This is a genomic window from Agarivorans sp. 2_MG-2023, from assembly GCF_030548085.1.
Lineage (GTDB): Bacteria > Pseudomonadota > Gammaproteobacteria > Enterobacterales > Celerinatantimonadaceae > Agarivorans.
In genome coordinates this window covers 21499-43908 of sequence record NZ_JAUORQ010000010.1, presented here as the reverse complement: position 1 = coordinate 43908, position 22410 = coordinate 21499, and the positions used below count along the sequence as shown (strand labels likewise).

Sequence of the window (22410 nt, the reverse complement as noted above, 5' to 3'; positions counted from 1 at the left end):
CAAATAGTTTGATTCACTATTTGTTGATATTATTGATTTTATTGTCAGTGTGTTGTTTTGCTGCAGCTCTTTGTTGAGCTATATCACTCTTTTATTTTGTAACAAGATGTTAACGTTCACACAAACTTAGCTTAGCTCTCGAAAACGTGATTACATAATTGCTGATCTGGAAAACATAATAAGTGGTGATGTGCCATCCAGTTAACATGTAAGCGCTTACATATGGATGTGGCAAATTTTTAAAAGTGAGATAGAGATGCTAATACACAAAAAGTTGTCAATTACTCAATTGATTCTCGCAACATTTTCGCTGCTATGTGTCGTATTGTTAGGTTTAGGCTTAGTGGCATGGAAGCAAATGCAGCAAGCCGAAAACACCATGGGTGAAGTGATTACCCAAGCGTTCCCATTAATGGAGCATACCAGCCATTTAGACCGAAGCTTAACTGCGGTTGAACGGGTACTGAATAATGCGATTCAAGAACGCGATGAGCAACAAGTTAATCAACTCATTGAGCAATATCGTCAGCGTGTGGCTGACTACAAAGTTGCTGAAGATGTATTGGTTAACTGGTTAGCTGAAAACGGCGTAGAGAGCGAGAGCTTCACTGTAGTGCAAGAGCAAAATGAGCTGTTGTTCGAAGATAGCGAAAGCTTATTAGAACTACACCAGGATGTTATTTCTAGCGGTACTTCTTTGTCGGAGCGCACTGCAACTTTCCAAGGTATTTCACTTCGTATTAACTTATTGTTAGGCCAACTGTTTGATGAAACCGATCCTAATATGACCAGAGTGTTATTGGATGCGGTAAGCACCGATTTATCGGCCATGCAATTGGCCACCATTAACGTATTAAATTCAACTGACCCGCGAGAAGTGGGTAAATTGATGACCAGCAACCGCGAAACTAAAACTTACGTTGAAGAAGATTTTGGTGACTTGATTGTGGAAAAAGAACTGTCAGGTGACTCTCAAGGCGAGCATGAGTTAGTAACGCAAGTTCCATGGTTATTGAATGAAGTGACTGCCTTTGGTGGTTTGTTAGGGCAATACCAACAGTATTTAATTAAGCAAAACCAGTTAATGAAGCTGAAAGGCTCAATTACAGAGCAATTAGAGGCCGTTAATGCCAACCTTAGCCAGCTAATTACCGAGAGCCAAAGCGCCACAGAGAAGCAGATTGAAGGTGCGTCGGGCAGTATTTCTACCTTGATTAGCAGCGGCGCAGTGGTCATTCCCTTAACGGTATTGTTTTGTTTAGCCATGGGATTAACCATTCAACAGTTGATTAGGGCTCCATTGAAGCAGTTGATCGAAACCTTGAAGCACTTAGCAGCCGGCGATTTAAGCCAACGCTGCCAATACCAAAGTGGCAACGAGTTTGGCATGTTGAGTTCGCAGCTTAACCAAGTGATTGAGCAACAGCGCGACACTGTGACCGGTTTGCGCAATAAGAGTGAGGCTCTAGGCCAAGCTTCTACGGTTAACCGCCAGCACGGCAACGACATGTTGAAGCAACTGGACGAGCAACGCAGCCAGTGTATTACCGTGTCGGCGGCTATGACTGAAATGGAGCAGGCTATTCAAGATGTGGCTCGACGCGCCGAATCAGCCGCCCAAGGGATGCGAGAAATTAGTGATAGTACCCAAGATGGTGTGCGTTTAACTGAAGAAGCTTTAGAGAACAACCAAGCCTTAGCGGCCAATATTGCGAGTTCGACTGATAGAGTTAAACACGTTAATGAAAGCAGCAACGCCATTTTTGGCATTTTAGAAGTGATTGAAGGGATTACTCAGCAAACCAACTTGTTAGCACTTAACGCTGCCATTGAAGCGGCTCGCGCCGGTGAACAAGGGCGTGGCTTTGCTGTGGTAGCTGATGAAGTTAGACAACTAGCACAGCGCACCGCGTCGTCTACCACTGAGATTCAAACCATGATTGGTGGGCTTCAGCAAGATACCTCACTGGCAGTGAAAGAGATTGAGCAGTGTAACCAGAGTATGGAGCTGAATGCCAACAACGTGAACAGTATTAACCAGCAGATCCGTGACATTAACACTCACATTGAGCGACTATCGCTGCTTAATGAAGAAATTAGTGTAGCCACTAATCAGCAGCAAACAACCAGTGAAGATGTGTCGTGCAGTATGGAAACCATTTCGAGTGCGGCGCAGCAAAACTTAACGGTAGTTACTGAGCTAAATCGCCTGAGTGACGATTTAGAATCGGTGGCTAAAGAACAAGTTGATTTGGTACAGGGCTTTAAGGTCGCTTAAGTCTCGACGGTACTAAAGAAAAAACCACCTTAGGGTGGTTTTTTAATTGGCTAATACTGGTAGCCACAGTTCGCCTTAAAGGCCGGAACACTTACTGTATCTTTGCTAAGGCATTAGACCTTACTGAAAGCGAGATCTGAACTGCCACCACTATATCTAGCGCCACGCTACAATTGTAAATTACGACCCATTTTAAGATTTAGTCATTAACAGGCCAATAGTGCTAGCGAACGAAAATATTGAGTAGAGCCTTAAGCCATAACAGCACTGAATAAAAAGCCACCTTAGCGGTGGCTTTTTATTAACTATAAACCGTTGAGTATTAAGTGGGCTTTAAAGGCTTCGGCGTTCATAAAGCCGGTGACTCTGGCTTGGTTTAGTTCTTCGCCTGCGTGGTTAAACAACAATATGGTGGGCAAACCTAATACTTCATAATGGCCGAGTAGTTTTATTGCTGTGGCATTGGTTTTTGTCACATCAGCTTGAATCAGTACCATGTTGTCAAGCTTTGCAGCCACTTGTGGCGCATGAAAGGTTTCATTTTCAAAGGCTTTACAGGCGGTACACCAATCGGCGTAAAAGTCGACCAACGCGGGTTTACCTTGCGCTGCGGCTAACGCTAACTGCTGCTGCATTTCTTCCAAGTTTGCTACTCGAATAAACTCGCCTTGTTTAATGGCTTGAGGAGGCGACAACCAAGGTTGAGCTGCCCACAACAAGGCCACAATCATTATCGCCGACAAGATAAGTTGACGGGCAGTTTGCCAGGCACTTAATACGGTTAAGCGGTTCTGATGATAGTAGTAAGCGCTAGCTCCAATCACTAACACTGCCCATAAAGCGTGAACCGCCGAAGCCGGAATAAATCGTTCTAGCAGTAATACCGCTACCGCTAATAACATCACGCCAAAAAATGTTTTAACGTGGTTCATCCATGCGCCAGCTTTAGGCAGCAAACGGCCGCTACTTGCGCCAAGTATTAGCAGCGGTAAGCCCATGCCTAAACTCAAGCTGTATAAAGTGAGCGCGCCCAAGCCAATGTCGCCACTTTGGGCCACATAAATGAGCACGCCAGACAACGGTGCTGCTGTACAAGGCGAAGCGACCAAACCTGAAATCATCCCCATAATTGCAGCGCCAGTGAGCGAGCCAGCCTGTTGCTTATTGCTTAAGTTGTTTAGCTTTTGTTGTAAGTTGCTAGGAAGCTGTAGGTTGAAAACACCAAACATCGATAGAGCCAACACCACAAACAGTATGGCTAAACTGCCTAAGATAACAGGGTGTTGTAAGGCTGCTTGAAATTGCAATCCGGCGCTGGCGACCACTAAGCCTAAAGCCGTAAAAGTTACCGCCATGCCTTGCACATAAGCTAAAGATAATGAAAAGGCGCGTTTGCTACTCAGCTGCTTGCCCGAGCCGGCAATAATACCAGTAAGAATGGGGTACATAGGAAATACGCAAGGTGTAAAGGCCAGGCCAATTCCCAATACAAAAAACAACAAAGTATTTAGCCAAATACTGCTATTGGTTAAACGCTCGGCCAGTACCCATTGTTGGCTAATAGGCACTGATTCAGTGCTAGCTGATTGCGCTGGGCTGTTATTGTCAGCGTCGCTAATCGAGTTCGCTGAGTCAGTAAGCGCTGAACCGCTTTGCGAAAGAAATACCGATTTGGTTTCCGGTGGGTAACATAAGCCTGCTTCAGCACAACCTTGGTAAGCCACGGTAATACTATTGGCGTTATTAAACTCACTTAAGGGCAATGAAAAGGAAACATCGTGTGGGTAAATCATCACTTCACCAAAATAGGCGTCGTTGTACAATTTACCTTGTGGTAAACGAGAGCTTAAATCTAGAGATTGTCCGTCGGCTTCAACAATAAACTGCGCCTGATAGAGATAATACTCTTCAGCCACTTGCCAGCTTAAGTGCAGGGCCTTGTCTTGTTCTACAAAGTTAAAGGCGAAGGCGCTGTCTACCGGCAAAAAATCATGAGCGTTGGTCGACGGGCCAGTATTTAAACCCGGTAGCTGATCAAGCAAGTTGTTGGCATGGGCGGGTAGGCTCAAGCAGAGCGCTAATACTACTGTAAAGAATCGTTTAGCCATTTGAGGTAATCACTCGCTCCTTGTTCAATCGGTAGTGCAATGTATTCAGGGCAATCATAAGGGTGCTCTTTTCTTAAAAAACACTGCAATGGATTTATACACCGTAAATTGGTTTTAATTTGCAGTTGTACTTCTTGGCTAGACTCAATTTTGTCTTGCCACCGATAGATAGACCTGAGTTGCGGTAAAATGTTAACACAAGCGGCTAACTTTTTTTCTACCACTTGCTGGGCAAAGCGTTGCGCTGAGTCTTGATCTGGGAACGTGGTGAGAACCAAATAGCAGGCAGTGTCCATTATCAACTCCTTTTTAAGGCTTTATTAAAGTGTAGAAACCTTGGCGTTAAGTGCTTAAGCTATTTACTAACAGCAGGGTTAACCGCTGCTTTATTGAACACAAACCTTTAAATTTGCCCCATTAGCCCCCATATTTTACTCTTAAGGTGAAGCGCTGATTAAGCTTCTCCATGACTTAGAGGAACTACGCCTTGTTTTTATATGTATTTTTGTTGTTTGCTGGCCTGTCGTACGCCGAGATTTATGTACTGATTCAGGTGGGCAGCCAAATGGGAGCCTTAAGTGCCATCGCTCTCACTATTCTTACCGCATTGGTGGGTGCGTCATTAGTTCGTAGCCAAGGATTACAAACCGCTTTTCAAGCGCGTTCGGCGATGGAGCGAGGTGAAACACCTGCTCAGCAAATGATTGAAGGGCTAATGTTGATTATTGCTGGCGCTATGCTGGTAATGCCTGGTTTTATTACGGATACCTTTGGTTTGCTTATTTTACTGCCGCCGCTGCGGGCTTTTTTGGCGTCGCGAGTATTAAAATCTCAAGCGCTTAAGATGCAGTCGATGCGTTTTCAAACGCCGGGAGGCGGCAATGTGAAAGATGCTAATCCGCCAAGCGGTAAAGTGGGTGAGAAACCCGGCAGCACCATTGAAGGTGAGTTTGAAAGAAAAGATGACTAAAACAAAAAAGAAGGGCAAGCCCTTCTTTTTTTATATCTGTCTAAAGCTTATTGCTTAGTGTTTGGTGGTCACGATGCGTGGATTCAAGCCTTTGCTGGTAGACAAAAATGAATCAAACTCATCGGAACGCAGATGCTCTTCGGCTTCTTTAACGCTACCCTGGAAAGACAAATAAACAGTTTTCTCTTTTGAGAGAAATCCGCTTAAACGCTCAAATGCAATGTAAAGTTGCTGCATGCTAAGTGCTCCCGCTATTACGCTAAATTTAACCAACAATTTGTTATCTATTTGTTATTCAAATGTTGGTATAACTGTCTAGTACGACCAGTAGCTGTGATCCTGCTCAAATTTTTATTCGGGTTCAAGTGTTTTTTGTAAAATTTGTTGCTGAAAATGTTTTCATTTTGATATTCGCTAAGTTTTTGCGATAAAAAACCAAAAAAATTTCTGCTTTACCCCTTGTATGCGCTTTGAACGCCCCCATCTTATTTTCAACAGAAAGCTTTGTAGCCTTGGCTGCATTTTACAAACATGAATGTTTTTTAAAGGAGAGATAGCAATGAACATCCGTCCGTTGCATGACCGCGTTATCATCAAACGTAAAGATCAAGAAAGTAAGTCTGCTGGTGGCATTGTGCTAACTGGTTCAGCGGCTGAAAAATCGACGCGTGGCGAAGTAGTTGCCGTAGGTAAAGGTCGTATGCTTGATAACGGTGAAATCCAAGCCTTAGATGTAAAAGTTGGTGACACTGTAGTATTTAACGAAGGTTACGGCGTTAAATCTGAAAAAGTTGATGGCGAAGAAGTGCTAATCATGTCTGAGTCAGACATTCTAGCAATTGTAGAATAATCTCCCTTTTTTCTGGTTAAGAAAAAGCTGAACGAATATTAGGAAATGTATCATGGCAGCTAAAGACGTATTATTTGGAAACGATTCACGCAGCAAAATGTTGGCTGGTGTAAACGTACTTGCAGACGCAGTAAAAGTTACTCTAGGTCCTAAAGGCCGTAACGTAGTATTAGACAAATCTTTTGGCGCTCCAACCATCACTAAAGATGGTGTATCTGTTGCTAAAGAAATCGAACTTGAAGACAAGTTTGAAAACATGGGCGCACAAATGGTGAAAGAAGTTGCTTCTCAAGCCAACGATGCTGCTGGTGACGGAACGACTACTGCAACTGTACTTGCTCAATCTATTGTTAACGAAGGCCTTAAAGCAGTAGCTGCTGGCATGAACCCAATGGATCTTAAGCGCGGAATCGACAAAGCAGTAATCGCTGCAGTTGAAGAGCTTAAAGGTTTATCTGCTCCTTGTGCCGACACTAAAGCGATTGCTCAAGTAGGTACTATCTCTGCTAACTCTGATGTCACTGTTGGTAACATCATCGCAGAAGCAATGGAAAAAGTAGGTAAAGAAGGCGTAATTACGGTTGAAGAAGGCCAAGCGCTAACAGATGAGTTAGACGTTGTTGAAGGTATGCAGTTTGACCGCGGTTACCTATCTCCTTACTTCATCAACAACCAAGAGAACGGTACTGTTGAGCTAGACAGCCCATTCATTCTTTTGGCTGACAAGAAAATCTCTAACATCCGCGAACTTCTTCCTTTATTGGAAGCACTAGCTAAAGCGGGTAAGCCATTGCTTATTATTGCTGAAGATGTAGAAGGCGAAGCCCTAGCTACATTAGTAGTTAACAACATGCGCGGTATTGTTAAAGTATCTGCGGTTAAAGCCCCTGGTTTTGGTGACCGTCGTAAAGCTATGCTTCAAGACATCGCTATCCTAACTAACGGTACTGTTATTTCTGAAGAAGTTGGCCTTGAGCTAGAAAAAGCCACTTTAGAAGACTTAGGTACAGCCAAGCGTGTAGTTATCTCTAAAGACAACACTACTATCATCGATGGTGTTGGTGAAGAAGCGGCGATTCAAGGCCGAGTTAACCAAATTCGTCAACAAATCGAAGATACCTCTTCTGATTACGACAAAGAAAAACTTCAAGAGCGCGTAGCTAAACTAGCTGGCGGTGTAGCGGTAATTAAAGTTGGTGCTGCTACTGAAGTTGAAATGAAAGAGAAAAAAGACCGCGTAGAAGATGCACTACACGCAACTCGCGCCGCGGTTGAAGAAGGCGTAGTGGCTGGTGGTGGTGTTGCTCTAGTGCGCGCTGCTGCTAAAGTAGCTGGCCTTGAAGGTGACAACGAAGACCAAAACGTAGGTATTCGTGTAGCACTTCGCGCAATGGAATCTCCTCTTCGTCAAATCGTAACTAACGCGGGTGACGAAGCATCTGTTGTTGCTAACAAAGTTAAAGAAGGCGAAGGTAGCTACGGTTACAACGCTGGTACTGGCGTATACGGCGACATGCTAGAAATGGGTATTCTTGACCCAACTAAAGTAACCCGTTCTGCTCTTCAGTTTGCTGGTTCTGTTGCAGGTTTAATGATCACTACCGAGTGTATGATTACTGACAAGCCTGAAGATAAAGCTGCTGGTGGCGCTCCTGATATGGGCGGCATGGGTGGTATGGGCGGCATGGGCGGCATGGGCGGCATGATGTAATCATCGCTCCATCTATTCATAGAAACTCATAAAGTTTCTAAAAGCCGGTAAAGCTTAGCTTTACCGGCTTTTTTATTGCTGTAAATTTTGTGTTTTGACTACAAACCGCTAACAAACAATTCCGCTCTAGTCTGAGTGAAGTAAGGCTATAGGGATTAGAGGGGCAGCTACTGCTTGCTCGGCTTTAAGTCTGAACAAGCCAAGTTAATGAAGTACCGCATAATTAAATTGAATACTTAGCAAGTTAATTGAACGCCATTCTGACTTACGTAAAGTGCATTTTCGCCTTAATACTCATGATCTTGAAGGCGCGCTTTTATTCTTCAAAACTATGGCCACAAAATTTCCACCATCGCACTTTGCATTGAATCGCGCTATTGATTTTACTATTTCGGCTACCAATTACTATTCAGCAACAGATTTGGTTTAGGTATAAAAATTTAGCCCTGTTGATTTTTAACAGTTAAGGCCTTGCCTCACAAAATCAGTAGTGACTTTTTAGTCAGCAATGAAGCGTGATGGACTTCACTTACCATACAACCACTAAATATATACTTATCAATAAGGTGTTAATGCCTTAGGTGTACCTTTGCCTCGCACTAAAAAGATAACAAATTTGCAGTTATTAAGGATTTCTTGGCGGCTGTAAACGCAGAGCAAAGTACTGAATAATCGTTATAGTGGGAATAACAAATGCTAACAAAAATTACAGTGAGCAGAGGTTTTATTGGCCTTAGCTCAATTATATTGCTGAACGGCTGTTTATCTGATGATTCATCGTTAAATTGCGCTCCGCCCTTAGAACAAAATGCCGAGGGTACTGCTTGTGTCAGTGTTGCTCCTTATCAAGTTCCTTTATTTTTGAAAGGTAGCTTTAGCGGTTGGTCTGCCGAAGAGAAGTTTAAGCTGAGCTTTAATGGCGAAAATTATCACTTAGACAACACTGAATTTACCGCAGGCGTTCATGAGTTTAAGGTAGCCGATGAAAACTGGACCTTAGAGACAACCTTTACAGCAAATATTGATGAGCTAACTCAGCTCAGCCCTAACACCGATTACCCTCTAGCCACTGGCGAAGCAGCTGCGAACATGTCTTTGGTGTTAGAAAATGCAGGTGTCTATGATTTTGTGTTAACGGTAGGCGAGGATCTCTCTTCTCCGGTATTTAGTTACAAGGAAGATATTCCTCCATTAGCTCAAAAACTTTATATTCGCGGCGGCTTTAATGGCTGGACCAGTGATGATGAGTTGAAGTATTTAGGTGATAACCAATATCAGCTAACTAAGCAAATCGCCCCCGGTAACCATGAGTTTAAATTGGCTTATGCTGATTGGTCGAGCGAGTGGGTGTTGGATGCCGATAATCCGGTGGTGGCAGAGCTAGATAAAGAGTACACCTTGGAGGAAAGTGGCCCGAACAGTAGTTTTTTTGTTACAGAAACGGCTTTTTACCAGTTTACTATCGATGCTAGTCAACCTTCTGCACTGGTCTTTAGTGTTACTGAAACCGATGGTAGCGGTGATGTAACCATCGATCCCCATTTAGATCATGAGCTCACCCTTGAGTTGAATTACCCGAATACCATTGATGACGATGTTAGCAAAGCGACGTTTTCAGTTAAAACGGCAGCGGCAGAACTACGCGAATATGCCCAATCAACGACTCAAGATTTACGGGACCCCGGCAATAACTACGTACTTTACCAAGAGCTAGCTGGCCAGGCTAAGGTACGTACCGGAAACATTGCCTTTGACGGCTTGTTTGCGCTGGCCCTAAATGAAACGGTGCAAAACAGCGTAAGCGAGATTGTTGATGACAATTACAACGGGGGTGAAGCTATTCCATGTGATTGTTTTGAAACGGGAGCTAAATGGCACTACGTGTGGACCAGAGATCTGTCTTACGCTGCTCACTTGGGCTTGGCAATGATTGATCCTCTGCGTGTTAAAAACTCATTAGAATTTAAGCTGTCACCATACCGTGAAGGGCAAACTAAACCCGCTTATGCAAAAGGGTCTGACGACGGCTCACAGATTGTACAAGATACTGGCACGGGCGGAAGTTGGCCAATCAGTACCGACCGTGTTACTTGGGCAATGGGGGCCGAAAAGCTACTGCATAATTTGAGTGGCAATGACCGAACAGCTTTTGTGAACCAAGCTTACCCTGCATTAGTAAATACCTTAGAGAATGACCGTGTTGCTGCGTTTGACACGCAAGACGGCTTATATAGAGGCGAACAGTCGTTTCTTGATTGGCGTGAACAAAGCTACGCCAGCTGGATTGTTAACGACATTGCTAGCCTAGGCAGCAGCAAAGCCTTATCAACTAATGTACTGCACCACCAAGCAATTCAGCTGGCTGCATCGTTAGCCCAAGAGTTGGGAGACAGTGTTGCGTCAGCTAAGTATCTGGGTTGGGCAAGTGACCTTAAAGATGCTATTAACCAAGAGTTTTGGTTAGCCGATAAAGGTTTGTACAGTAGCATTATTGCTGGTCATCAAGATGGCGCAGCCTTATACAAGTTTGATTGGTTAGGCCAAGCTTTAGCGGTGGTAAGTGGTATTGCTGATAGCTCGCGAGCGGCGAGTGTTGTGGCCAATTATCCACATGGTGACTTAGGTGCGCCGGTAATTTTCCCTCAGCAACCGGGAATTGCTGTTTACCACAATCGTGCAGTTTGGCCATTTGTGACTGCTTATGGGTTGAAAGCGGCGATAAGCACCAATAATGTCGCGGTGGCCGATGCTGCCTTTGATACCCTGATTCGGGCTGCATCGCTGAATCTGTCGAATATGGAAAACCTAGAATGGTTAAGCCTTAAACCTAATTTATTGGATATCGATAATCCGGGATTATCTGGGCCGGTGATTAATTCGACTCGCCAGCTATGGTCTGTGGGGGCCCATGTAGGCATGGTGATTGATGGTGTGTTTGGCGTGCAAACGGAAGAGAGCGGCATAAATCTCAATCCGTTTATCACCAGCAAATTACGCCGTACCCTGTTTGCCAATAACAGCACTATTAGTTTACAAGGGCTTACCCTGCGTGGTCATAATATTGATGTACAAATCGAATTGCCCGCAGAGAGTGTCGAGCCTGGCTATTATCCTGTTCAAAGTGTCAGCTTAAATGGAACAAGCATTGCTTCTTCAATCGCCTGGTCGGCATTGGCAGACAGTAATAGCATAGTGATTACACTAGGAGATTTGGTAGCAGGAGCTAATGATATTTCTCAGGTAACATCTGAGGCTCTAGCTAGCCAGGACCCACAAGTGTTTGCTCCATTCTCTCCAGTGATCGAACGAGTATTTTTAGAGGCAGGCAAGCTAGCGCTAGAGATAAGTGATACTCAAAACAACGAACCAGTAAGTTATCGCATCTACCGTAATGGTGATCAAATTGCCACTCAACAAGCCTTAGGCGTTTATCTAGACAACATTGCCCCCGAAGCAGGCGTTGCTGCTTGTTATAGCGTAGAAGCAGTATTTAGCACCTCAGACAATGTGTCGCATCACAGTGTGCCGCAGTGTTATTCATCGGGCCAAGAAATACTGGTGAGTGATTCTCGGGTAAGTAGTAACGTTGCGGCAAGCCCTGCCGATGCGGTGATTGCTCAAGCTTACTTAAAGCAATGGGGTAACCAAGGCGATAGTTTAAGTGTGAGCAATTTACAAATTAGCGCCAACGGCAGCTATAACATTCAACTTAAATACCATAATGACCATAATGCGATTAATTTAGGGGTAACTAACGCCGTGAAATGGATGGCGGTTAAAAATAGCAGTGGTGATGTAGTGGCAGAAGGGCCAATTCAAATGCCACATGCGCGTACTCAGGCTAATACTAAGCCACTGGTATACTCTACACCGCTGCAGGCTGAGTTAGCCATTGGCAGCTACTCACTGGCTTTGTACGATTTTTACAATATGAGTTATTTGGCTGCCAATAGCACTTTTACTGATACCAAAGATGCTTCTATTAACTTGCTCGATATTGCAGCTATTCGAATCCAAGCAGCGGTTAAATAGCCTACTAGTTAAACAGCCAGTTGCTTTGCTACTGGCTGTTTTTCCCATTTAGCAATACCTGCCTTTCTGGCTTGAATCTTCACTTAGCTGCTAGTCACTCCCTAACTGAAGAAGCATATTTGATGAACCGACAACTAATGATGGTAAGCTAAGGAAAAATGATTAGCTATTGCAGCACTGCGCTAGTGTTCAGCAAAGTTGAAAATGAGAATTAAATGAATTTAAGAGATCTAGAATACTTGGTTGCACTACAAGAGCTAAAACACTTCCGCAAAGCGGCAGAAAAGTGTTTTGTTAGCCAACCCACCTTAAGCGGCCAAATTGCTAAGTTAGAAGAAGAACTCGGATTACTGCTGATTGAGCGAACATCGCGGAAGGTGATTTTCACCCATGCTGGCGATGAGCTTGCAGCTAAGGCGCGTACCATTCTACTTGAAGTTAAAGGCTTGAAGGACATGGCAAAAAGCTTCCAGGCACCTATGGCTGGGCCGCTGCATGTGGGTTTGATTCCTACTGTTGCGCCTTATTTGTTACCCAAAATCGTGCCACATATTCGTGAAGAGTTTAGTGAGATGGAGTTGTTTCTTTATGAGGAACAAACTCATGTTTTATTACAAAGGTTAGAAGAGGGCGAGCTTGATTGTCTGCTGCTGGCTTATTTACCAGACATGGAGCGTTTTGGCTCAATTGATTTATTTGATGAACCCTTAATGTTGGCAATGCCAAGCAATCATAAATGGCAGAATCAGCAGGAAGTTCAACTCTCTGAACTGAGTGGTGAGCAAGTATTAATGTTAGAAGATGGCCACTGTTTGCGTGACCAAGCGATGGGTTACTGTTTTGCAGCTGGTGCCAAAGAAGATACCAGTTTTAAAGCAACCAGCTTAGAAACCTTACGGCATATGGTTGCGGCCGGAATGGGCATAACCTTATTACCTCAACTCGCGATACCAGATACTGAAGAACAAAATGGCATTTGTTATCGCCACTTTAGCTCCCCAGAGCCTAGTCGCCGAATAAGTCTACTTTATAGAAACAACTCGGTTCGACGACCATGCTTTAATCAGTTAGCTAAACTGATTCAATCTCATACAGAGTTAGCTTAGAACAACTCTTCTTCTTCACTATCAAATACTGAACCTGAAGATGGTTTTACATATTCTTTGGGTTCGGTACCGTTCTCGAAGTACTCAAAGCGAGTTGTGTGATCGCTCGATTTGGTCAACAAACCGGTGGTGCGATCAATCCTTACCGTACTTACGTTTTTAGGTGGTGTGAAGGCTTGTTCTGGCACGCCTTCTAAACCTACTTTCATAAAATCGATCCAGGCTGGTTGAGCAGTTCTTGCGCCGAACTCTTTGCCGGTAACTTGGTTTTTGTCTAAATTAGCATTGTACGATGCCTCGCCTAACTCGCGGTTAAAGTCATCAAAACCAATCCAAGATGTCACCACTAGGTCGGGAGAGAAACCTGAGAACCAAGCGTCTTTGGCATCGTTTGTTGTACCCGTTTTACCGGCTATGTCTCGACGTTTAAGCTCTTTCGCTGCTCGCCACCCGGTACCATTCCAACCTGTTTTATGTGCCCAACTACCACCGCCCCAAACGGCACTGTTCATCGCTTGCGAGACCAAAAACGCATTTTCAGCACTAATAATTCTTGGTGCCAAATCATCTTCTTGAGCAAATGAAATATCACATTGTTTTAAAGGATTACCTTTAACATTGAGTAACTTGTCCAAACTAGGGGCGTGCTCAATGGTTTCAAAACATGAATCACAGGCTACTTTTGGCAATTGCTGGAAGATGATATTGCCTTCGCCATCTTCTATACGGTCAATGAAATAAGGACTCACTAAATATCCGCCATTGGCAAAAGAACCATAGGCACTGGCAACTTGCATGGGCGTTAACGATGCTGAGCCTAAAGAGAGAGACTCGTTGCGCGGTAGCTCGTTTGCTGGGAAGCCAAACTTGGCTAAATGTTTAATAACGGCATCTATACCTAAATCTCGCATTAAACGTACTGAAACAACGTTTTTAGACTGAGCTAAAGCCACTCGCAGACGGATAGGGCCATCATAAACAGGCGGGGAGTTTTTCGGGCGCCAAGCCACTCCCATTGCCTTATCCCAACGGTTAATAGGCGCATCGTTCTCCAATGTGGCTAAGGTCATACCCTGCTCAAAGGCTGCCGAGTACAAAAATGGTTTTATATTTGAGCCTACTTGACGGCTGGCCTGAGTAACTCGGTTAAATTTGCTTTGATTAAAGCTAAATCCACCCACTAAGGCCTCTACAGCTCCGTCTAATGGAGAAATAGCAATTAGTGCAGCGCCAGCATCCGGAAGCTGAGAAAGCGAGTAGCTGCTTGCTAGAGGTTGGTTCTCAGGCTCACTGCTGTCACTAGCTTCTTTGCCTGCGGTATCTAGGTTATCGGCGATTGCTTCTACCCATACTACATCACCGGCAGATAGTATCTCACCGGCTAACTTAGGCGCAGGACCTTGGCGAGTATCAGTAATAAACCGACGTGCCCATTTCATATCATCCCAGGCGATTACACCAAGCTTTCCACCTTTAACTAGAATATTTGCGCTGTTGTCAGTAGTCGATATTACTGCTGCAGCACGTAGTACGCCGTAATTAGGTAAACTGGCGAGTTGTTTGTTTATGTCTTCCTGGCTTAACGCTGGTTCTTGGTCTTTCCATAGCTGTTTAATCGCGCCGCGAAAACCATGGCGTTGATCATAACTTTTAAGGTTTGTTCGTAACGCGTCGGTTGCGGCATTTTGTCGTTTGGCAGTCACGGTGGTATACACATCCATGCCTGTCGTGTACGCATCTTCGCCAAATTGCTCGAGAATTTGCTGACGAACCATCTCGGCCAAATAAGGCGCAGCGAGGCTGATTTCAGCGCCATGATAAGTCGCAGTAATCGGTGCTTGATTAGCTTCATCGAAGCTTGCTTGATCAATATAGCCGGTTTCTAACATACGGCCCAAAACTACACGGCGACGGTCACGGGCACGTTCTGGAGAGCGAATAGGGTTTAACGCAGAAGGAGCCTTGGGCAAACCCGCAATAACCGCTATTTGCGGCAGTGTAAGCTGGTCGACTGTTTTTCCGTAATATACTTGTGCAGCGGCGCCGACACCAAATGAGCGATAGCCCAAGGGGATTTTATTGAGATATAAAGCAAGAATTTCATCTTTCGATAATTCCTGTTCAATCTTAATCGCTAAAAAGATCTCCTTGATCTTACGGATGTAAGTTTTTTCCCGAGTTAAGAAAAAGTTACGAGCTACTTGTTGAGTAATAGTACTTGCGCCTTGGCTTTTTTCGCCGGTAGCTATCAAGTTTACTGCAGCCCGAGTAATACCAATTGGGTCGATACCTGGATGTGAATAGAAGCGGGCATCTTCGGTAGCCAAAAATGCTTGCAGCATTTGTTCGGGAACCTCATCAATTTGTAAGGGTATGCGGCGTTTCTCTCCAAATTGGGAGATTAACTCGCCATCCGCACTAAATACTCGCATGGGTGTTTGTAGTTGCACATCTCGTAAAGTTGTCACGTCGGGCAACTGAGGTGCAAAATAAAAATATAATGCAGTGACTGCTGCTAGCCCAAGGCTAAACCCTAAGAAAATCAAAAATAACAGTCTTTTAAGCCATTTCATTCCGAATTTTGCACTCTGTATCTAAAGAATCGCCGATTATATCGTCAAATTGTGACCTGTTTCGACAACTTTCTTAATAACTATTAGCACCTAAATCAATAACCCGTTATTCTGCAATCACAGGTAACTGTTTAAATTTAAAAAGATAGTTGGCGAGTCATGGTACTAGGGATAGGTAAAAAATCATCGACTGCTTTGTTAGGTATCGACTTTGGATCTGCCACAATTAAGGGCTTATTGCTTTCAAAATCCTCAAAAGGGTTGAAAGTTGAGTCTGTGGCCGAAGTAGATACACCAACAGGCGCGTTAGTCGATAACCAAGTTGTTTCTCCGGAAGAGATTACTGAATCATTACGCGAATTGAAGCGAAAACTTCCATCGCGTAGTCGCCAGGTGGCGACAGCTGTAGCAGGTAGCCATGTAATTACTAAAGTAATTTACATGGACAGTAGTTTGTCAGAATTAGAGTTAGAGACTCAAGTAGAGCTTGAGGCTGAAAACTCTATTCCATTTCCAATTGATGAAATTAGTCTTGATTTTGAAGTGTTAGGTATTAACGAGAGTGAGCCTAATCGAAATAATGTGTTGTTAAGTGCTGCGCGCACTGAAGCTGTAAGCATCCGTGCTGAAGTGCTAACCAATGCTGATTTTGAAACCAAAATTGTAGATGTTGAATCACACGCTTTAGGGCGTGCTTGGAACTACGTGCTTAACCAGCAAGACGAAGAGTTTGATGAAAGCAAAATTATCGGTTTAGTTGATATCGGCGAAACCACGTTAAACTTTGCCATTTTGGATAAAGGTGAAGTGGTATATAACCGAGCACAAAACTTTGGTGGCGCTCAATATACCCAACAAATTGCGAGTTTCTATAGTCTTAGCTTAGAAGAAGCGAAAGAGATGAAAGTAAGCGGTCGCTTACCGGAAAACTACGAAATAGACGTATTTGCTCAGTTTGTTAGCGGTATTATTCAAAATGTACGCCGTCAGGTGTCGTTGTTTTTAAGCTCCAGTGGTTATAAATCTTTAGACGCTATCGCAGTTAGTGGTGGTAGTGCTTTGTCAGATGAACTGATGTTTCAGATGCAAAGTGATCTAGAGGTGCCAGTAATTAAAGCTGCTCCGTTTAATGATTGTCAGTTTGACCGTTCGGTTGACCGCGAAAAACTTCGTCAAGAAGGCGGTAAATATATGGTTGCGCTGGGTCTAGCTTTAAGGAGTTTTGATAATGTCTAACATTAACTTACTTCCTTGGCGCGATGAGGTTAAAACTAAACAAAAGCGTGAATTTTGGATTGGCTTAGCATCAGCAGCAGCTATTACGCTGGTAGCGTTACTGGGCGTGCAAGGTTACTACACTAACCTTCAAGACAAACAAACTGCGCGAAATCAGTTTCTTGAAAAAGAAATTGCCATTCTTGATCATCAAATTGGCGAAATTCGCAAAATTAAAGAACAGAAGAAAAGTTTGAAAGAGCGGATTGCATTGATTCAAACCTTGCAAGAAAGCCGCAACGTTCCAACTAGAATCTTTAATAACCTCCCGTTAATTGCCCCTACTGGCATCTATTTGGATAGCTTAGCCTTTAGAGATTCTGCAATTAATTTAGATGGTAAGAGTGAGGCGAACTACCGAGTGGCTAGCTTGATGCGCAATATTGAGCAAAAAGTGTGGCTAGGTAGCCCTAGTATTCGTTCTATTGTTGCTTTACCAGGTAAACAAGCGGATATGGAACTCAGTAAGTTCCAACTTAATTTTGCAGTAAAACTTGGTGTTCCTGAAGAAAAAAAGGAGGCTAAGTAATGGATTTACAGCAGTTAAATGAACTCGATTTAGAGAGCATTGGTACCTGGCCTAAAGTTGCAAAAATTGTTTTCGGCTTGGTGGTGTGTGGTTTGCTTTCTGCAGGCTTTTACTATTACCAAATTGCAGACGAGCAAAAAGAGTTGGTGAAACTTGAAGCTAAAGAGCAAGACTTACGCTCAAAGTTTGAAGTTAAAGCGGCTATTGCTGGCAACTTACCCATTTACCAAAAGCAAGTAGAAGAAATGCGCGTGGCATTTTCATCTTTGCTTAAACAGCTTCCAGAGAAACATGAGATTCCCGGTTTGCTGGATGAACTTAGCTTTATTGGTATTGATAATGGCCTAGAGTTTCGTCGCATTAATTGGGAGCCAGAAGTAGAACATGAGTTTTCTACTGAGCTACCGATTAAGCTGGAAGTGAGTGGTACTTACCATCAATTAGGTGCTTTTGTCAGCGCTGTTGCAGCGCTTCCCCGGATTGTTATTTTGGATAACATCACCATGAAAAAACAAGGTGATGGCGGAACATTAAGTATGGCGATGTTAGCCAAAACTTACCGCTACAAAGAAAAACCAGCGCCGAAGGGGAAATGATGAGAGCTATAGCTATTGGATTGACCCTGCTTGCATTAGTGGGTTGTGAGGCGTCTCAAGATGACTTGCAACAATATGTAATGGAAGTGAAGGCACGAAAAGTACCGGTTAAGGAAGATGTTCCAGAAATTAAACCTTTTGAGCATTTAGCTTATCAAGCGACTGAACGACGAAATCCGTTCACTAGCCCAAGGGCTGAACTTGCTGATACCACCTTAAACACAGAGAAAGAGTGTACTGTTACACCAAGCATCACGCGTCAAAAGCAATCGCTTGAACAGTTCTCTTTATCCAGTCTCACTATGCGTGGGATTTTGGGTGATGGACCAAGCCTATGGGCCTTAGTTGAGGCACCTGGTGGCGAGCTGTATCGTGTTAAAGAAGGTTACTATTTAGGCTTACATCACGGCATGATTGTGAAGGTAAGCGATGTAGGTTTGGATATTCAAGAAGTTGTTTCAGACGGCGAAGGCTGTTGGAACGAAAGAACTACTCAGCTTTCGCTCTCGAAAGTTGATCAATAGGGAAATAGGCATGAAGGGAAAGATGCTGCAAGGAGTATACAAAAGCGGCTTGCTGCTGGCTGGTGTGTTTTGTTGCATAACACAAGCTTGGGCAAATGCTCAGTTAATTCAACTAAACACTAACCCAATGGTGAAAGGAGCGGTGGAAATAGAGTTACTTTTCGATAAGCCTATCGAGAATGTAAACGACCACCTCGAATATTCGCCTAATCAGTTGGTTATTGATGTTGCTAACGCTAGCTCTGCATTAAAAATTAACCCTCTACCCATTGAAGGTGGTGGCGTTAAGCAAGTTCAAAGTTTGCAAACTGAGTCAGGTTTGCAACTGGTACTAGCCTTAGAGCGATTGGTGCCTTACCAGGTAAGCAAAGATTCACAAAGGGTATTAATTAAACTTGGTGCGCTGCCAATTGCGGCAGCGAACGCGCAAAGCTCTGTTGATGATGCTTTTGAAAATGCTAGCCGTGTTGAGCATGCCACCATTAATACCGTTGAGGGGATAGACTTCCGCCGTGGTAAAGGTGGTTCAGGTCAGGTGATGATCGATTTGAATAACAGTTCAATCGCTGCCGATATTAAGCGCCGAGACAACAGCCTAATTGTTGATTTTTACAATACCGATATTGCTGAAGAAAATGTTTATGTCATGGACGTGAACGATTTTGCTACACCAGTCGAAAGTGTAGAAGTGTTTAAACATGATGCTAAGGTACAGCTTAAAATCGCCATTGATGGTGACTTTGATTACCGTTATGACCAATCAGGCGAATTGTTTTTAGTTGAAGTTAAGCAGCTTGAACCTGAAGAAGGTGCCAAGGTTGAGTATCAGGGTAAGCCTATTTCTCTGAACTTCCAAGATATCCCTGTGCGTACGGTGCTGCAGCTAATTGCTGACTTTAACAAGCTTAACTTGGTTACCACTGATTCGGTACGCGGTAACATTACCTTGCGTATGGACGATGTGCCTTGGGAGCAAGCACTAGACATTATTTTGAAAGTGAAAGGCTTAGATAAGCGTTTAGATAACAATGTATTGTTGATTGCGCCAGCCGCTGAACTTGCTGAGCAGGAACGTCAACAGTTAGAAAGTGCTCAACAAGTAGCTGATCTAGCGCCGCTTTACTCAGAGTATATTCAAGTTAACTATGCTAAAGCAGCAGACTTATCAGCCTTGCTGAAAAGCGAGCAGACCTCAATGCTGTCAGAGCGCGGCTCGGTAGCGGTTGATGATCGTACTAATACCTTGTTGATTAAGGATACTGAAGAATCACTAAATAACATCAAAGCGATGGTTGAAAAACTGGATATTGCGGTTAAGCAAGTCGTGATTGAAGCGCGCATGGTGACGGTAAGTGACGATGTTAGTGAAGAGTTAGGTATTCGCTGGGGTGTCACGAGTTCTGGTTCCGCTGGCAGTGGCACAGGTATTACGTCAGGTACTCTAGAAGGCGCTGACGATGTGCTCGCCGGTAACATCCCAGACTTGGATGACCGTTTGAATGTGAATTTACCGGTGGCAGACCCTGCTGGTTCAATCGCCTTCCAAGTGGCCAAGTTAGCCAACGGCCAAATTCTTGACTTAGAGCTTTCAGCTTTAGAGCAAGAAAACAAAGGTGAAGTGATTGCAAGTCCACGCATTACTACTGCTAACCAAAAAGCTGCGTACATTGAACAGGGTCGTGAAATCCCTTATGTAGAAAATGCTTCTAGTGGTGCTACCTCGGTTACCTTCAAGAAAGCGGTATTAAGCTTACGTGTAACGCCACAAATCACGCCTGACGGTAATGTGATTCTTGACTTAGTTATTACTCAAGATTCAGAAGGTGAAGCGGTACTCACACCAACGGGCCCTGCAGTTGCGATTAACAAGCAAGAGATTGGTACTCAGGTACTGGTTAAAAATGGTGAAACCATCGTACTAGGTGGTATCTACCAACAGCAAAATGTTAATCGAGTGAAAAAAGTACCTATTTTGGGTGATGTCCCAGGCTTAGGTTACTTGTTCCGCACGACTACTGAGAGTGTTAACAAGAATGAGTTACTGATATTTGTAACGCCTAAAATCTTGCTAGACGCCTTATAAACAAGCCTTTTAGTCACTCTCAGGTCGAGTCATTCGATTTGAGAGTGATTTTGCGGTTGCCAAAGTCCCCTCCATACTGAGATAATCCCGCCCTGATCTTTTTACTAAGGTTTGAACATCACGTGCCCGCATTGCCGGGAGAAATAGACAAAGACAAATTTGAAGAAGCATGGCTGAGAAACGAAATATCTTCCTTGTAGGACCAATGGGTGCTGGGAAAAGCACAATCGGGCGTCATTTAGCACAGCAATTACACTTGCAATTTTACGACACAGACCAAGAAATTGAACGCCGCACCGGTGCCGATATCGCTTGGGTGTTTGACGTAGAAGGCGAGGCCGGTTTTAGAGTTCGTGAAGAAGGCGTTATTGACGACCTATCTCAAGAACAAGGCATCGTGTTAGCAACGGGTGGTGGTTCTGTTATTAGTAAAGAAAACCGCAATCATCTTTCTGCGCGCGGTATCGTAGTTTACTTAGAAACCACTATCGATAAGCAGTTTGCGCGTACTCAACGTGATAAACGTCGCCCATTACTTCAAACTGATGAACCTAGAGAGGTATTGGAAAATTTAGCGGGTGAGCGTAATCCCATGTACACCGATGTGGCCGATTACACCGTTAAAACAGACGATCAAAGTGCCAAAGCAGTGGCCAATCAAATCATCGAATTATTAGGATTCTAAAATAACAATGGAATGTTTGACGGTTGCTCTTGGTGAGCGTAGTTACCCCATTACTATTGGCCAAGGTTTATTAAACCAAGCTGATTTATTTAGTTCAGCCATCTCCAGTAAAAAGGTTATGGTTGTCACTAATACTACGGTAGCACCACTATATTTAGAGCAACTACTGGCTTGTTTAAGCGGCTACACCGTAGATGTAGTGAGCTTGCCAGACGGTGAGCAATACAAAAACTTAGACACGCTAAATCAAATCTTTTCAGCGTTGTTAGCTCAGCAACACAGCCGAGATACCACTATTGTGGCGCTTGGCGGTGGAGTGATTGGTGACATGGCAGGTTTTGCTGCTGCGTGTTATCAACGAGCGGTACCCTTTATACAAGTACCTACGACCTTGTTGTCACAGGTTGACTCTTCAGTGGGGGGGAAAACAGCGGTAAACCATCCGCTGGGTAAAAACATGATTGGTGCATTTTACCAACCTAAAGCGGTGATTATCGATATCAATTGCTTAGCCACCTTGGATAAGCGTGAGTTAGCAGCAGGCATGGCTGAAGTGATTAAGTATGGCATTATTTATGATGCTGATTTCTTCAGTTGGCTTGAAGATAATCTTGATCAACTTATGAACTTAGACCCTGCTTTAATGACGCGTGCTATAGCTCGTTGTTGTGAAATTAAAGCCGAAGTTGTTGCTAAAGATGAGACAGAGCAAGGTATTCGAGCGCTCCTAAACCTTGGGCATACTTTTGGTCACGCTATTGAAGCTGAACAAGGTTATGGTGTTTGGTTACATGGCGAAGCTGTAGGTGCTGGCATGGTAATGGCCGCAGAAACAGCTGAACTGGCCGGTATGATCGATAAAACGCTTGTTGAGCGTATGCGTAAGCTGATTGAACGAACGGGTTTACCAATTGTACCACCGCAGAACATGGGCTTAGCGCAGTTTATTCCCCATATGATGCGTGACAAGAAAGTATTAGACGGAAAACTACGTTTAGTACTACCTAGCTCTATTGGTACAGCAGAAGTAGTTGATACAATTACTGAAAGTGATATAAAAACAGTTATCAGTCGATTTCAATAAGGCAAT

Annotated in this window: 17 protein-coding genes; 13 read left to right on the top strand and 4 right to left on the bottom strand. The window is 43.9% G+C overall.

What is annotated here, in order from left to right; genetic code table 11:
- Positions 1 to 256 precede the first annotated feature (256 nt).
- On the top strand, positions 257 to 2278 hold the full coding sequence (locus Q4549_RS15335) for a methyl-accepting chemotaxis protein (protein WP_303553378.1): 2022 nt from the start codon (positions 257 to 259) through the stop codon (positions 2276 to 2278).
- Positions 2279 to 2583: 305 nt separating this feature from the next.
- Here Q4549_RS15335 and Q4549_RS15330 read toward each other — a convergent pair whose 3' ends face one another.
- Together Q4549_RS15330 and cutA are read right to left on the bottom strand one after the other, a co-directional pair.
- Entirely contained in the window at positions 2584 to 4386 is a 1803-nt protein-coding gene (locus tag Q4549_RS15330) for a protein-disulfide reductase DsbD (RefSeq protein ID WP_303553379.1), read from the bottom strand.
- Positions 4362 to 4682: a divalent-cation tolerance protein CutA gene (cutA, locus tag Q4549_RS15325; RefSeq protein WP_303553380.1), complete on the bottom strand. Its 321-nt coding sequence runs from the start codon at positions 4680 to 4682 to the stop codon at positions 4362 to 4364. The genes Q4549_RS15330 and cutA overlap by 25 nt, the downstream gene beginning before the upstream one ends.
- 191 nt (positions 4683 to 4873) lie before the next feature.
- On the opposite strand from cutA, the gene Q4549_RS15320 reads away from it, so the two are divergent.
- Positions 4874 to 5356, top strand: coding sequence for an FxsA family protein (locus Q4549_RS15320; protein WP_137673850.1), 483 nt, complete (start codon positions 4874 to 4876; stop codon positions 5354 to 5356).
- Positions 5357 to 5410: 54 nt separating this feature from the next.
- Here the strand turns inward: Q4549_RS15320 and Q4549_RS15315 are convergent, their stop codons facing one another.
- Entirely contained in the window at positions 5411 to 5593 is a 183-nt protein-coding gene (locus Q4549_RS15315) for a hypothetical protein (protein ID WP_137673851.1), read from the bottom strand.
- 322 nt (positions 5594 to 5915) lie between these two features.
- On the opposite strand from Q4549_RS15315, the gene Q4549_RS15310 reads away from it, so the two are divergent.
- The 4 genes from Q4549_RS15310 to oxyR all read left to right on the top strand — a co-directional run bounded on the left by Q4549_RS15310 (position 5916) and on the right by oxyR (position 13055).
- Positions 5916 to 6206 (top strand): co-chaperone GroES, encoded by a 291-nt coding sequence (locus tag Q4549_RS15310; protein ID WP_137673852.1) that lies wholly within the window; start codon positions 5916 to 5918, stop codon positions 6204 to 6206.
- A 52-nt stretch (positions 6207 to 6258) separates the two neighbouring features.
- Entirely contained in the window at positions 6259 to 7917 is a 1659-nt protein-coding gene (gene groL / locus Q4549_RS15305; protein ID WP_303553381.1) for a chaperonin GroEL, read from the top strand.
- Between the two features lie 693 nt (positions 7918 to 8610).
- A complete protein-coding gene (locus tag Q4549_RS15300) occupies positions 8611 to 11949 on the top strand; it encodes an esterase (RefSeq protein ID WP_303553382.1) in 3339 nt (1112 codons plus the stop codon).
- A gap of 215 nt (positions 11950 to 12164) precedes the next feature.
- Entirely contained in the window at positions 12165 to 13055 is an 891-nt protein-coding gene (oxyR, locus tag Q4549_RS15295; protein ID WP_137673869.1) for a DNA-binding transcriptional regulator OxyR, read from the top strand.
- Here the strand turns inward: oxyR and Q4549_RS15290 are convergent.
- Entirely contained in the window at positions 13052 to 15628 is a 2577-nt protein-coding gene (locus tag Q4549_RS15290) for a penicillin-binding protein 1A (protein ID WP_303553383.1), read from the bottom strand. The two genes, oxyR and Q4549_RS15290, sit on opposite strands and share 4 nt — an antisense overlap.
- A gap of 159 nt (positions 15629 to 15787) precedes the next feature.
- On the opposite strand from Q4549_RS15290, the gene pilM reads away from it, so the two are divergent.
- The 7 genes from pilM (at position 15788) to aroB (ending at position 22404) form a co-directional block, all read left to right on the top strand.
- Complete coding sequence (gene pilM, locus Q4549_RS15285; RefSeq protein ID WP_137673871.1) at positions 15788 to 16864, top strand: type IV pilus assembly protein PilM; 1077 nt, start codon at positions 15788 to 15790, stop codon at positions 16862 to 16864.
- Positions 16857 to 17432 (top strand): PilN domain-containing protein, encoded by a 576-nt coding sequence (locus tag Q4549_RS15280; protein WP_137673872.1) that lies wholly within the window; start codon positions 16857 to 16859, stop codon positions 17430 to 17432. Before pilM ends, Q4549_RS15280 begins: the two co-directional genes overlap by 8 nt.
- On the top strand, positions 17432 to 18028 hold the full coding sequence (locus Q4549_RS15275) for a type 4a pilus biogenesis protein PilO (protein WP_137673873.1): 597 nt from the start codon (positions 17432 to 17434) through the stop codon (positions 18026 to 18028). Before Q4549_RS15280 ends, Q4549_RS15275 begins: the two co-directional genes overlap by 1 nt.
- Positions 18025 to 18552 carry a pilus assembly protein PilP gene (locus tag Q4549_RS15270; protein ID WP_137673874.1) on the top strand — a complete coding sequence of 176 codons (528 nt, stop codon included), beginning with the start codon at positions 18025 to 18027 and terminating at the stop codon, positions 18550 to 18552. Before Q4549_RS15275 ends, Q4549_RS15270 begins: the two co-directional genes overlap by 4 nt.
- A 10-nt stretch (positions 18553 to 18562) precedes the next feature.
- Entirely contained in the window at positions 18563 to 20635 is a 2073-nt protein-coding gene (gene pilQ, locus Q4549_RS15265; protein WP_303553384.1) for a type IV pilus secretin PilQ family protein, read from the top strand.
- A gap of 169 nt (positions 20636 to 20804) precedes the next feature.
- Positions 20805 to 21320 carry a shikimate kinase AroK gene (gene aroK, locus Q4549_RS15260; RefSeq protein ID WP_137673876.1) on the top strand — a complete coding sequence of 172 codons (516 nt, stop codon included), beginning with the start codon at positions 20805 to 20807 and terminating at the stop codon, positions 21318 to 21320.
- Positions 21321 to 21327: 7 nt separating this feature from the next.
- A complete protein-coding gene (aroB, locus tag Q4549_RS15255) occupies positions 21328 to 22404 on the top strand; it encodes a 3-dehydroquinate synthase (protein WP_303553385.1) in 1077 nt (358 codons plus the stop codon).
- Positions 22405 to 22410 lie beyond the last annotated feature (6 nt).

Coding starts and splice junctions, on each gene's coding strand:
- cutA (WP_303553380.1), bottom strand. CDS start 4,682: ATGGACACTGCCTGCTATTTGGTTCTCACCACGTTCCCAGATCAAGAC.
- Q4549_RS15315 (WP_137673851.1), bottom strand. CDS start 5,593: ATGCAGCAACTTTACATTGCATTTGAGCGTTTAAGCGGATTTCTCTCA.
- groL (WP_303553381.1), top strand. CDS start 6,259: ATGGCAGCTAAAGACGTATTATTTGGAAACGATTCACGCAGCAAAATG.
- Q4549_RS15270 (WP_137673874.1), top strand. CDS start 18,025: ATGATGAGAGCTATAGCTATTGGATTGACCCTGCTTGCATTAGTGGGT.
- Q4549_RS15280 (WP_137673872.1), top strand. CDS start 16,857: ATGTCTAACATTAACTTACTTCCTTGGCGCGATGAGGTTAAAACTAAA.
- aroK (WP_137673876.1), top strand. CDS start 20,805: ATGGCTGAGAAACGAAATATCTTCCTTGTAGGACCAATGGGTGCTGGG.
- Q4549_RS15310 (WP_137673852.1), top strand. CDS start 5,916: ATGAACATCCGTCCGTTGCATGACCGCGTTATCATCAAACGTAAAGAT.
- Q4549_RS15290 (WP_303553383.1), bottom strand. CDS start 15,628: ATGAAATGGCTTAAAAGACTGTTATTTTTGATTTTCTTAGGGTTTAGC.
- Q4549_RS15330 (WP_303553379.1), bottom strand. CDS start 4,386: ATGGCTAAACGATTCTTTACAGTAGTATTAGCGCTCTGCTTGAGCCTA.
- Q4549_RS15275 (WP_137673873.1), top strand. CDS start 17,432: ATGGATTTACAGCAGTTAAATGAACTCGATTTAGAGAGCATTGGTACC.
- pilQ (WP_303553384.1), top strand. CDS start 18,563: ATGAAGGGAAAGATGCTGCAAGGAGTATACAAAAGCGGCTTGCTGCTG.
- oxyR (WP_137673869.1), top strand. CDS start 12,165: ATGAATTTAAGAGATCTAGAATACTTGGTTGCACTACAAGAGCTAAAA.
- Q4549_RS15335 (WP_303553378.1), top strand. CDS start 257: ATGCTAATACACAAAAAGTTGTCAATTACTCAATTGATTCTCGCAACA.
- Q4549_RS15300 (WP_303553382.1), top strand. CDS start 8,611: ATGCTAACAAAAATTACAGTGAGCAGAGGTTTTATTGGCCTTAGCTCA.
- pilM (WP_137673871.1), top strand. CDS start 15,788: ATGGTACTAGGGATAGGTAAAAAATCATCGACTGCTTTGTTAGGTATC.
- aroB (WP_303553385.1), top strand. CDS start 21,328: ATGGAATGTTTGACGGTTGCTCTTGGTGAGCGTAGTTACCCCATTACT.